Source organism: Kiritimatiellia bacterium (genome assembly GCA_026417735.1).
Taxonomy (GTDB): Bacteria; Verrucomicrobiota; Kiritimatiellia; order PWTM01; family PWTM01; genus CAACVY01.
Map to the genome: position 1 here is coordinate 39,986 of JAOACR010000006.1, position 11,730 is coordinate 51,715.

The following is an 11,730-nucleotide window of genomic DNA, read 5'->3' on the forward strand; positions in this document are numbered from 1 at the left end:
CGCGCGCCCGCCGCCCGGGCTCACCAGCCGATCAGCGGCAGCCGCGCCTCGCGCGCGAACTCCTCCTCATGAATCCACTTGATCTCGGCGGTCTCCAAATCGGTGACCTCGAAGGTGAGCTTGTAGTAGTTGACCTTCGTCTTCGACACCCGCACCTGCCGCGGCGACTCGTCCTTCATCTCCGTCAGCGAGCCGCTGATCATGTAACGCGCACCGAGCTGCCGTCCGATCGCGATCTGGGTTTCCGGCGTTGCGTTCGCGGCGGTATAGCCCTGCTCCTTGAGCAGATCCTCCCGCCGTGCCTCGTTCACAAACCGGGCCCGGCCGCTCTGGATCAGCAGCGTCCGCACGCGATCGGTGAGGTTCTTGGTATCCACGTACTGGCTGGTGCGATTCTGCACCCCCGCAATCATCATCACCGGTGGCTCGGCGTGTTTCTGCAGAAACTCGCTCACCATCGCCGCGGTCACCCGCTGCGAAATCGCGCGCATGTCGCTGTAGTCATAGCGCGCGCTCATGTGCCGTGTCTGCTCGACGTCCACCTCGCTGATCTTCGCCCGGAACGCGGCGCACCCGGCTCCCCCCGCCATCACCGCCGCCCCGACCAGCATCCACCATATGCTGCGAGTCATCGTGTCACTCCCGGCACCGCTCTAGGTGCCCACCGAATCGACGGACTCCACCGCCGGTTATTCAACCACCCCTCCCCCACCTCCGCAACCGCACGGCCCCGCAAACCGGTGCACCGACCGCACAGCAGGCAGGGTCCGTCTCTGCCGACCGAGAACGTCGGCTCCTGCGTGTGTTTTCTGCGAACCTCCGGCGCCCGCTCGAACCCCCTCGCTCAGCGACCGTGCACCGCCCCCCCGTTGACAGGCCGCCGCGCTAGCGGATAGCTTGGCGGGATGACCGCGGTGCCGCCCAACGCTGCGAACGAGTGCGCTGCACTGCTGAGCGAAGACGAGTTTCTCGAACGGATTGCGCGCCCTGAGCCGCCGGTCGAGGAACTGTTCCGCTCGCTCGACGCGCTGGCCGCCAGGGGTGCGATCGCACAGGCGGAGGCGCGTGCACAATTGCTGCAGGACGTGCTCATCGAACGCCGCCGCACAGTCGAGGCGCTTGATGTGCTGGCGATGCGGCTGCGGTGGATGGATGGCCGTCTGCCCCCCGACACGCTGCGCCGGGAACTCGTGGAGATCCTCGGCTTGGGATCGGACGCTCGGGCATTGTTGGAGGCGGTTCCCATCGAGACCAGCCGTCCCCTGGAGACCGTCGCGCGGCTTCGGACCCTGCTGCAGCTGGCGCCGGGGGTGGTCTGCCTCGACCGAACCTGGGGCGTCGGCATCGTGCGTGAAATGGATTTCTTCGACCGCAAGGTCGAAATCGACTTCGAGCGACGGCCGGCCCATCGCATGACCTTCGGCTACGCCGCCGAAACGCTGAAAGTCCTGCCCTCCGATCACCTTCTTGCCCAGTGGCTTCGCGATCCGGCCGGAGTTGCCGCCCAAGCGAAGTCGGACCCCGCCGCGATCGTGGTCCGTGCGCTGAGCAGCTTCGGACCGCTCACGGTCGCGCAGCTGCAGGAGATACTGTGCCCGCGGCTGGTGGCGCCCGAGGCTTGGAAAGAGTTCTGGGACGCTGCGCGCCGCGAGCTGCGCGGCCACCGACGGGTGCGACTCCCCGTGCGCCGCACCGAACCGCTTAGCCTGCAGGCGGAGGAGCCGGCCGAGCCGGATCCCGCCGCGGCGCTGGCCGCAGACCGCGAGCCGGACTCGATTCTCGAACGGGTCGAACGCGCGATTGCGGCCGGCCCGCTGTCCGGCTCGTTGCGCGCCGCGGTGGTCGGGCGGCTGGATTTCGTCCGCCGCGCGGCGGGGCGAACGAATCGCGCGCAGCTGGCGCGCGCCGCCCTGCTGGCCACCGCCGCGGGGCTGTCCGAAGACGAGTTTCCAATCGCGCCGCTTCTGGAAACTTGGTCGCAGCCGGAGGAACTACGGGAAGTGATCCACGCGGTCGGCCGCCGGGAACTGCCCCGTCTGCTCGAATGGCTGGCCGGCCGTCTCGGCGAGACAGTTTGCGCGCAGCTGATCGAGATGCTGCCGCGGTGGCACGCGAGCGCGCTGGCGGATGTGATGGAGTTCCTCTTCGCCCGCGGCAAGGAAGCGGAGGTCGCCGCCGCCGTCCGGGAGATGGTCGCGCGCAAACAGATCAGCGTGGAGCTGCTGCTGTGGTTGCACCGCAACTGGGAGCGGTGGGCCGACTGGCGGCTGGGCACATGGGCCGACTTCACGCGGCTGGCGCTCGCGGCGCTCGAAGAAAACCTCCGCGGCGAACGGCTGAGGGCACAAAACGCGCTCCGGGAGCGGCTCGAGAAACCGGAGTGGCTCCGCAGCCTGATGGACAACGCCGGCGACAATGCGACGCGCGAGGACCTCTTTGATCGTTTTCAGCGCACCACCGCCTGGTCCCAGCATGATCGCGCCGCCGTGCTCGGCCATCTGGTTCGCGCGCGACCAGAACTGGCGGAGCGCCTGCGCAAAGAGCCGGTCGCGACGAGCGCGGCGCCGGTGACCTCGCTGCGCAGCTATCGGGAGCGCCAGCAGCAGCTCCGCCGCCTCATCGAGGTCGAGATTCCGAAGAACAGCCGCGAGATCGCGCTCGCCCGCAGCTACGGCGACCTGCGCGAAAACTTCGAATACAAGGCCGCGAAGGACATGCAGGCGCTACTGATGCGCCGGCAGGCGGAACTCGACGCCGCACTGCGGCAGGTGCAGCCAACCGATTTCTCCAACACGCCCACCGATCGCGTCGCGCCGGGCACCACCGTCGAGATCGAGCATGTGGACGGGCGTCGCGAGCGCTACCACGTGCTGGGATTGTGGGACGGCGATGAATCGCGTCGCGTGCTCTCGTCCGAGTCCCGCCTCGCGAAGGCGCTGCTGGGGCGGGCGGTGGGTGATCGTGTCGCGGTGCCGACCGAGACCGGCGAAGCGCCGGTCACCATCGTCGGAATCTTCCCGCTGCCGGACGACCTGCGCGCGTGGGTGCGGGGCGAGGAATGATCCCGCCCGATCTTCTGGAGCTGGCCGCGCAGTTTCTCCGCTACGCGGTCTGCGGCTTTATCGCCACCGCGACCGATGCCGCTGTTTTCTACCTGCTGGCGCTGCGGGTATGGCCGGCGCTGCGCGCCGATGATCCCGTGGTGCGCCGCTGGCGGCTGCAGGTGCGGCCGGTGGAGGAGCGCCAGCGCGCGGCGCGCTTTCTTCTGAACAACGCGGTCGCGTTCATCGCCTCCAACCTCGTCGGCTACGCGCTGAACACCGCGTTCGTGTTCACCAGGGGCCGGCACCCACGCGCGCTGGAAATCGCGCTCTTCTTCGCCGTTTCCGCCGCCTCAATGGCCGCCGGTTCGTTCACTGGCTGGGCGCTGATCCGCGGTGCGGGCTGGGGCACCACACCGGCCTACGCGGCGAAAATCGCGGCGTCGCTGCTGATGAACTTTGCGGGTCGCAAATGGATCGTGTTTCTCCGCTGACGGTCGCCGCCGCCGCGCTCATCGCCGGCTGTGTCGCGACGCCGCCCCAGTGGCCCGCCCGCCGCGAAGCGGCCACCGACGCCGCCCCTCCCGTGTTCCGCCCCCCCCCCGCCGCGCCCTGGACCGGCTGGGATGACGCCCGCCCACCCCAGATCCGTTTCGACCGCCTCCGCGGCTGGTCCGCCGAACCCGCCGCCATCGTCCGCTTCGACCGCGTGAGCGACGCGTTCACCGGTCATCATCCTGCCGCGCGACTGACCGCGAACACCTCGGTGGGAGCGCTGCGCGTCGTTCTGCGGCCCGAGCAGCCGGTTGGGCTCGAGGCACCGGCCGATACAGTCGAAGCGGTGGTGGCCGCCCGGGGTACCCGGCCCACCGCACGCATTGCGCTGCGTCTCCGCGACGCCGCCGGCACCCTTCACCGCGCCGACCTCGGCCCCATTCCCGCCGAGCGCTGGACAATTCTGCAGGCTCCGCTTCCCCACGTGTTTCGCCAGTGTGGAGAGAGCGGCCAGTTCGGCAGCATCGAGGCGATCGAAATCACCGACTGGAACCCCGCGCAGGCACCAGAGCTGAGGCTTGCGGCGATCACCGCAGGACCGCGTCACCCCGTGCTCCTGCCCCCACCCCCACCGGAGGCTGCGGCGCCATCACCGACTGCAGCTCCGCCTCCTTCGCCGTCCCTCTGCACAGTCCACCGTCGTGCGGACGGCTGGATTGAAATCCGGTCGTCTGCAGACGACGGCGAACTCAGCTATACCCTGGACCCGGCAACATGGCACCGCGGACTCGCGATCTCCTGGAACGGCCGTCTCCGAGCGCGATGGGGAGGATGGCGGTTTGAGGCAGTGATGGGAGATCCCACGCCGAGGTCTGTCGTCACCACCGCAGACCGCATCGAGATCGACACCGCCAGCGGTGCCCGGGTGTCGGTGCGGGCGGCCGGTCGCACGCTGACCATGCAGTTCCGCGCGCCCCGCTCCGCGGGGACCATCGTCGCAGCCGGCTGGGCGGCGCCCTCGCCGCAGCTGCTGACGTTGCCGTTGCTCGAGGATGTCCCCGTCGCGCTCTGGCGCGCCAACGCGCCGGCGGAGCCGCCGCTTTTCGGCACCGCCTTCTTCGATCCCTTCCGGTCCAGCGCCTCCGAGATGGACGCAAGCCGCTCGGTGCTCGGCGCGCTCGGCGCCGCGCGCTACCGGCCCGCGGACGACGGGCGGCCGCCAGCCGTGGAGGAGACATTCCACCTGACGATCTCGCCGCGGGTCGAAGACGTGCTGCCCTCCGTGCCGGCGATGTCCGGCCGGCGCGCCGCAGACGCGGCAATGAGCGTCTACCACGAACCTGGCCCGCTCGGGACCGGCCGCCTCCGCGAGATGTGGGACGAGATGCAGGCTGGCCCCATGTTCGTGCTGAGCGAACCCGCCGTGGGCGCGCCGCGCGAGGACGAGCTCGATTGCACCGATCCGCGCTGGACCCGCGAGTGGCTCCGCTACGGCGCCGATGGCCGCTGGCGCGAGGGCTCCGCTCCCGGTCGTTACGCGATCAAGACCGCCTGGATGGCCACCGCGCAAGCGCTGTCGGCCGCTCGAGGTGAGCCGGCGGACCGCGCCACGGTCGTGCGGGTCGGTGCGGATCCGCCGTGGGCATTCACCGACTACGACGCGCGCACTCCCGGTGCCGCGACATTCCGTGCCGCGATGGAGGGGTTGCACGAGTGGTTCCGGCTCGAGTCGCGGCGACGAGCCGCGCCGGTGCTGTGCGATGCCGCGCGTGCGTGGTACCACGCGGACGCGGCGGACGCGGCGGTCTGGAATCCCGCGCGCGCGGCCGAGCTGGTCGAACAGCCCTGGCGCCCGCTGATGCCGCTGCTACGCCTAAACCGCGCGCTGGGGCTGGTTGGCCCGCCAGTGCCGGCTGCGGGGACGGAACCCGACCATCGCACCCTCGCCTGCCTGATCGCGCACGGCATGGCGCTGAGGCTTCCGCCGCTCGACATCGCCGACGATCGACTGTGGCGATGGACCTTTCTGGTCGCCGCGCTGCACCGGCGCCAGGCACTGCAGACGGTCGAGCGGCTCGCGTGGGGCACGCAGGAGGGAGGGCTCTGTTCCGCCTCCGCCGCACTGGCGGGGGATGCATGGCAACACTCGCGGCTGTACCTGCGATATCGCGACGGCCTCGAAATCTGGGTGAACGGCAGTGTGGACACCTGGCCGGTGACGATCGGCGGAGATCCGGTCGAGCTGCCCGCCGGCGGCTGGTTCGCGATCGGCCCCGATTTGCTGGCGGCCTCTACGCTGCTTGACGGACGCCGGTTCGACCGGGTTCGCGCACCGGAATACGCCTATCACGACGGCCGCGGGTCCGACCGATTGCAGGACGGCATCAGCTCCCCCGCACCGGTGCTGGTGCGCCTGGAGGAGCGGCCCCGTGGACGGTGTCTCCGACTGACCTTCCTCGGTACGCCGGCGCCGGTCGCCTTCGGCCCGCCGTTCTGGCCCCGCGGCGCGCGACTGGTGCGGCTGTCCACCGTCAGCAGCATCGGCGCCCCGATCGCACCGCCTGATGCGGTGCCCGAACAGGATCGACTCCGCGTCACAGCACCGGCCGGCGCGCGGGAGGTCGAATTGGAGTGGACGCGATAGCTCCTCATCGATAGTCTTGGCGCGCGCCGTGCGCGACCGGCGCGGGCAGGTGCGCGCGGACCGCAACCGCAAGGAGCGAACATGACAGCCGAACAGGTTGCGCAGCGGATCGGGCGGTATCGGTGGCTGATCTGCGCACTGCTCTTCATCAACACCGCCAATAACTACCTGGACCGGCAGATGCTCGGCATCCTCGTGCCGAAGCTGGAGGGCATGTTCAACTGGCCGAAGGAAATCGGCTGGGCGCGCATCGTGATGGCGTTCCAGCTCGCGTACGCGGTCGGTTTGCCGTTCTTCGGCCGACTCGTGGACCGCTTTGGCACGCGCGCCACCTACGCATGGGCGACCATCTTCTGGGGCTTTGCGGCGTGGGGGCACATGTTCTGCCGCGAGTGGTGGCAGTTCGGCATCATGCGGCTCTTTCTAGGCCTCGGCGAGGCGGTGAACTTCCCCGCCGCGATCAAGGCGGTCACTGAGTGGTTTCCCCGCCGCGAGCGCGCACTGGCAACCGGCATCTTCAACTCCGGCGCGAACATCGGCGCGGTGATCACCCCCGCCCTGGTGCCCTGGCTGGCGACGCGGTTCGGCTGGCAGTACGCGTTCCTCGTGGGCGGTTCGATCAACTTCATCTTTGTCGCGATGTGGTGGCCGCTCTACCGCCGACCGCAGGAGATGCGCCGGCTGGACCCGGCTGAGCTCTCCTACATCCTCAGCGACAAGGACGAGGAGCCGCCCGTGAAGCTGCCCTGGTGGCAGCTGCTACGCCACCGCGAAGCGTGGGCGTTCGTAATCGGCAAGTTCATGACCGACCCGATCTGGTGGTTCTACTTGTTCTGGCTGCCGAAATGGCTGAACAAGGACTTCGGGCTGGACCTGAAACAGCTCGGCTGGCCGCTGATCGTCGTCTACACGTTCGTGACCATCGGCAGCATTGGCGGCGGTTACATCTCCTCCGCGCTGTTGCGCTCCGGCCGCTCGGTGAACTTCGCGCGCAAAATGGCGTTTCTGCTGATGGCGCTGTGCGTGGTGCCGGTGTCGGTGATCACCCGGCTCTCGAACGTGTGGTGGGCGGTGATCTACGTGGGCTTGGCCGCCGCTGCGCACCAGGGCTGGTCCGCGAACCTGTTCACGCTGGTCTCGGACTGCTTTCCGAAGAACGCGGTCGCCAGCGTGATCGGAATCGGCGGCATGGCCGGCTCGATCGGCGCCATCCTGTTCTCCGAGTTCATCGGGCGCTGGCTCGAGCGCACCGGCCGCTACTGGCTGCTGTTCTTCATCGGCTCGACCGCGTACCTGATCGCATTGGCGATCATCCACGCGCTGGTGCCGCGCATCCGGCCGGTCGATCTCGGTGGGCCGGCCGCGGACCGCCGCTGAGCGCCGCGCGCCGGGCCTCGGAGACCCCCCGAATGCGCGCGGGACCGCGAGCGCTGCGAGGTGCCGCGGCAGCGGCCACGCTCGCCGCCGCCGTGCGCACGATCGCCGCGCCCGAGCCGGCCGAAATGGACGCGCTGCTCGCGCTCTGGCGCGCGCACATGGCCTCGCCAACCGGCCACGCCGCCATCGTCGGCATCGCGACCACGTTCCTGCGCCGTTTTCCCCACGGCGAGCTGCGCGCCGTCGCGCAAGGCCTCGCCGCCTGGCACGCGCTCCGTGAGGCTGCCACCAACCAGGCCGCCGCTCTCTGGTCCGAGATGCTGCAGGCCGACGCCACGCCGCTCGATCGCGCCGGCCAGACCATCGCCCGCCGCTGGCTCACCCGGCTCGACCGCGAGGCGGTGCGCGCGGCCCTGCGCCGTCACTACGCGCAGCACGTCGCCTTCCCCCCCACGCTCCAACCGTTGCGCGCTCTCCCCCCGGACCAGCGCCCCCCTCTCACCGACCGCTTCGGCGAAGCCTGGCAGTACTCGCTCGATGGATTCCGGCGCATCCCCGGCACCCGAGGTCACCGCTACCGCCTCTTCAGCAGCCGGCTCGGCGAGGAGCTCTCGGATCTGTCCACCGCGCTCGCCCGCCCCTACGGCGGGGGCCACGAACCTCCCCGCCCGCTGCGCCGCCTCGGCGCCGCGGTGCAGTTCGAGCTCGGCAGCGAGCAGCCCGTCGTCGGCGAGAACACGACGATCGGCCCCTGGCGCCTCGCCCGCGTGACCGAGCGGTTCCTCGTTCTGTCCGACGACGATTACTGGTGGTTGCTGCCCGCTCCCCCCGAGGCGCCGGCCGCGCCACAAAGCCCGCGATGAACACCTCCGCTCCAATCATTGGACGCCTCCGGCCCCGTCCCCTCCAACCCTTGGAGGCCCCGCGGGTCCGCCCCGGCTGACCGATGCCCGCGCTGATCCATCGCTTCCTGACCGCTGACGAACTCGGCCAGCTCAACCGGTTGACGCTACAGTCCCGCCGCGTCGTGGAAGGCACGCTCGCCGGCCGTCACCGCAGCCCGCTGCGCGGCGCCAGCTCCGAGTTTGCGGACCACCGTGCGTACATCCCCGGTGATGACCCGAAGCGGCTCGACTGGAAAGTGCTCGCCCGCACCGACCGCCACTACATCCGCCGCTACGAGGAGGAAACCAACCTGCGCGTGTACGTCGCGCTCGACCGCAGCGCGTCCATGGACTACGGCTCGCGCCACGTGACCAAGTTCCAGTACGCGGTGCGCCTGACCGCGGCGCTCGGCTACGTCGTCGTCCGTGCGCGCGACTCGGTGGGGTTGTACGTGTTCTCCGAGCGGATTGATGAGTCCCTCGGCGCGGGCAACTCGCGGCTACACTTCAACAACCTGCTCGAGCGCCTCGACCGGCTGCGGCCGAAAGGGACCACCCGCACCGCGGCCGCGCTGCACCGTATCGCCGACGACATCCAGCGGCGCGCGCTCGTAGTGCTGATCTCGGACCTGCTCGACGAGCCCGACGACGTCGCCCGCGCGCTCGCACACTTCCGCCGGCAGCATCACGACGTGATCGTGCTGCAGGTGCTCGATCCCGCCGAGCTCGAGTTGCCGTTCCCCCGCGGCGCAGAGTTCGAAGACCTCGAAACCGGCGAGGTTGTCGCCGCGGACCCCCGCGGCATCCGTGAAGAGTACCGTCGGCTCATCGAGGAGTTCGTCGACCGCCATCGCCGCACCTGCGCGGAGCTGGGGCTGGACCATCGCATCGTCAACACCGCCCAACCGCTCGACCGGTTTCTGCGCGCCTACCTCGACGAACGCAAGCGTCTCCATTGAAGCGGGCGCGCGCGCCGTGCGATAGTCGCCGCAAATGTGCCGCCGAGGTCCCGTGCAGCCGCGCCGCGGACCCCGGCAAACGAACCCGGAGGCGATATGAACCCGCTGATCGTGTTCGACTTCGCGACGCGCACCTGCCGTGTCGATGATGCGTCCGCCGCCGCGCACCCCGGCAGCCCCGACACGTTCGTCTGGCTGGATGTCGATCTGGAGAGCGCATCGGCCAGCGAGGCGCTCGCGCCCCTGGGACTGGACGCCAACGCGGCGGCGTTTCTGATGGGCAGCGATACGGAACCGCCCGCCGGTGCGCAGCCGGTCGAGCTGGTCGAGCTGCTGGCGCCAGATGCGCCGTCGGTGCGCTGCGCGATGAGCGAGCACACGCTCGTCACCGCACACCGCGGCGCGGTCGGCTGGCTCCGCTCCGCTGCGGAACGCTCGCGAGACGACTTTCTGCGGTTCGCGCGCACGCGCGGATTCCTGCTCTTCGAGCTCGGCGCCGCGCTGCTGCGCGAGGTGCGCGAGGCCGCGCTCGCCGCCAACGACACCGCAGGTCGCCTCGCCGCAGAGCTGCTGGCGCCCTCCGCGGCGGCGCCGTTCGAGCGCGTCGGGCAGGCGGTGCGGCGGCTCGTCGAGCTGCGGCTCTGCGCGGCGCGCGCGGCGGGCGTGTTCGCGGACCTCGGCACGCGCCGCTCCGCGGTGGTACCGGAAAGCACACAGCCCTACCTCCGCATGCTCGCCGACCGGTTCGACCGCGTCGCGGACGAGCTCGCGGTGCAGCGGGAGATCCTGAACGACGCGGTCCAGATGCAGCTGGGCGCCCTCGGCCAGCGCGCCAACCAGATCATGCAGCGGCTGACCATCGTCGGCACGATTTTCCTCCCCCTCACGTTCCTCACCGGCATCTACGGGATGAACATGGCGATCCCGGAGGCGCGTTGGCCGGGGATGTACGGCGTGTTCTGGGCGCTCTGCGCGGTGATCGCGGGTGCGCTGCTGGTGCTGATGCGCCGATGGGGATGGTGGTAGCGGCCCTCTCGCGCGGCCTTGACGGCGCCTCGACCAGTGTGTATGAGTTTTTGCGAAAAACATCATACGCCGCGGACCCCCGCGGCACGTGGGAGGTATCCATGAACCGGATCGGTCAGCGAAGTGGAATAATGGTGGCGTCCCTGCTGGCCGCGGCTGCAGTCATCGCCGCGGAGGTGCAAGTGCCGGAAATCGTGGTGACACCGGCGCGCGGCCCGGCCGCGCTGACGAACGTGACCCAGGCGGTCACGGTGCTGCAGGAGCGCGACGCCGAGACGATCGTCGCGCCAAAGGCGAACATTGCGGAGCTGCTGACCTGGCAGCCGGGCACCCGCGTGACCGTGCTCTCGCGCAACGACGCCAACTGGGGCTCGTTCGGCGGTCTCGGCCCGAAGTACAGCACGTTCATGCTCGACGGACTGCCAGTGGACGCGTTTGTGGACACACAGGCGCTCGACCCCTGGGCGCTGGACCGCGTGGAGGTGCAGCGCGGACCGGCGTCGGTGATGTACCCGAACTACCTCTCCCAGGACTTCGCCGGCAATCAGAGTCCGCTGTCCGGCACGGTGAACCTGATCCCCCGCATCGCGGCCACGGCCCCGCGCACACGGCTCGATGCGGCCTGGGGCTCCTACAACACCTGGCGGCTGCGCGGCGCGCACGAAAACCGCATCGGCCGCCTCGGCCTCGCCGGCGGCGCGTTCTGGGAGGACTCCGACTACACCAACTACGGCACCGAGAACTCCTGGCTGAACATGCTCGACGACCCCGAATACTCGAAGCTGCGACTGTGGGCGGGCGGTCGCCTGGATCTCGACGAGGACGGGCGCCATGCGCTCTCCGCGTTCGGGAACTGGATGCACCACGAGGGCGACGCCGGCCGCCCGAACCGCGGCTTTGACCACGAGTACCTGCTGGTGCAGGGTGGCTACGCCGGCCAGCTCGCCGATCAGGTCTCGCTGACGCTGCGCGCCGGCTGGCGCCGCTACGACCGCACTTGGCAGGAGGACAATTTCTTCAACGGCGGCGACCTCTCGCTGGCCTCGAACAATGGCGTGGAACAGAATATCGTGCCGGCCGACGTCGCCATCGCGTTCGCGCACGGCGAGGGTAGCCGACTCACGCTCGGCGCCGACGCGCAATGGGCCGACTATCAGACCTGGACCGACCCCGGCCAGCGCCAGATCGGCAACGACAGCCGGTCCAGCCAGTACGGACTGTTTGCACAGGAGGAGTGGCTGACGGGCCCGTGGGTGCTGCGGGGCGGCGCGCGCGTCGCCTGGACCTGTCTCTTATACACATCT

Annotated in this window: 9 protein-coding genes; 8 read left to right on the forward strand and 1 reads right to left on the reverse strand. The window is 69.9% G+C overall.

What is annotated here, in order from left to right:
- Positions 1–20: 20 nt before the first annotated feature.
- Positions 21–632, reverse strand: a complete 612-nt coding sequence (locus N2652_02480; protein ID MCX7818064.1) for a penicillin-binding protein activator LpoB — start codon at positions 630–632, stop codon at positions 21–23.
- A gap of 273 nt (positions 633–905) precedes the next feature.
- Between N2652_02480 and N2652_02485 the strand changes: the two genes are divergently transcribed.
- The 8 genes from N2652_02485 to N2652_02520 all read left to right on the forward strand — a co-directional run.
- Positions 906–3,062 carry a GreA/GreB family elongation factor gene (locus tag N2652_02485; GenBank protein ID MCX7818065.1) on the forward strand — a complete coding sequence of 719 codons (2,157 nt, stop codon included), beginning with the start codon at positions 906–908 and terminating at the stop codon, positions 3,060–3,062.
- Positions 3,059–3,535, forward strand: a complete 477-nt coding sequence (locus tag N2652_02490) for a GtrA family protein (GenBank protein MCX7818066.1) — start codon at positions 3,059–3,061, stop codon at positions 3,533–3,535. The genes N2652_02485 and N2652_02490 overlap by 4 nt, the downstream gene beginning before the upstream one ends.
- Positions 3,514–6,180, forward strand: a complete 2,667-nt coding sequence (locus tag N2652_02495; protein MCX7818067.1) for a hypothetical protein — start codon at positions 3,514–3,516, stop codon at positions 6,178–6,180. The genes N2652_02490 and N2652_02495 overlap by 22 nt, the downstream gene beginning before the upstream one ends.
- A gap of 81 nt (positions 6,181–6,261) precedes the next feature.
- On the forward strand, positions 6,262–7,557 hold the full coding sequence (locus tag N2652_02500; protein ID MCX7818068.1) for an MFS transporter: 1,296 nt from the start codon (positions 6,262–6,264) through the stop codon (positions 7,555–7,557).
- A 32-nt stretch (positions 7,558–7,589) separates the two neighbouring features.
- Complete coding sequence (locus N2652_02505) at positions 7,590–8,420, forward strand: hypothetical protein (protein MCX7818069.1); 831 nt, start codon at positions 7,590–7,592, stop codon at positions 8,418–8,420.
- 83 nt (positions 8,421–8,503) lie between these two features.
- Positions 8,504–9,400 (forward strand): DUF58 domain-containing protein, encoded by an 897-nt coding sequence (locus N2652_02510; protein MCX7818070.1) that lies wholly within the window; start codon positions 8,504–8,506, stop codon positions 9,398–9,400.
- 96 nt (positions 9,401–9,496) lie between these two features.
- Entirely contained in the window at positions 9,497–10,426 is a 930-nt protein-coding gene (locus N2652_02515) for a hypothetical protein (protein MCX7818071.1), read from the forward strand.
- Positions 10,427–10,527: 101 nt separating this feature from the next.
- On the forward strand, positions 10,528–11,730 hold a 1,203-nt coding region (locus N2652_02520; GenBank protein ID MCX7818072.1), incomplete at its 3' end, for a TonB-dependent receptor plug domain-containing protein.

Excerpts from the sequence above, each read along its gene's own strand:
- N2652_02505 (MCX7818069.1), top strand. The coding sequence starts at position 7,590 with ATGCGCGCGGGACCGCGAGCGCTGCGAGGTGCCGCGGCAGCGGCCACG.
- N2652_02500 (MCX7818068.1), top strand. The coding sequence starts at position 6,262 with ATGACAGCCGAACAGGTTGCGCAGCGGATCGGGCGGTATCGGTGGCTG.
- N2652_02510 (MCX7818070.1), top strand. The coding sequence starts at position 8,504 with ATGCCCGCGCTGATCCATCGCTTCCTGACCGCTGACGAACTCGGCCAG.
- N2652_02495 (MCX7818067.1), top strand. The coding sequence starts at position 3,514 with ATGGATCGTGTTTCTCCGCTGACGGTCGCCGCCGCCGCGCTCATCGCC.
- N2652_02480 (MCX7818064.1), bottom strand. The coding sequence starts at position 632 with ATGACTCGCAGCATATGGTGGATGCTGGTCGGGGCGGCGGTGATGGCG.
- N2652_02490 (MCX7818066.1), top strand. The coding sequence starts at position 3,059 with ATGATCCCGCCCGATCTTCTGGAGCTGGCCGCGCAGTTTCTCCGCTAC.
- N2652_02515 (MCX7818071.1), top strand. The coding sequence starts at position 9,497 with ATGAACCCGCTGATCGTGTTCGACTTCGCGACGCGCACCTGCCGTGTC.
- N2652_02485 (MCX7818065.1), top strand. The coding sequence starts at position 906 with ATGACCGCGGTGCCGCCCAACGCTGCGAACGAGTGCGCTGCACTGCTG.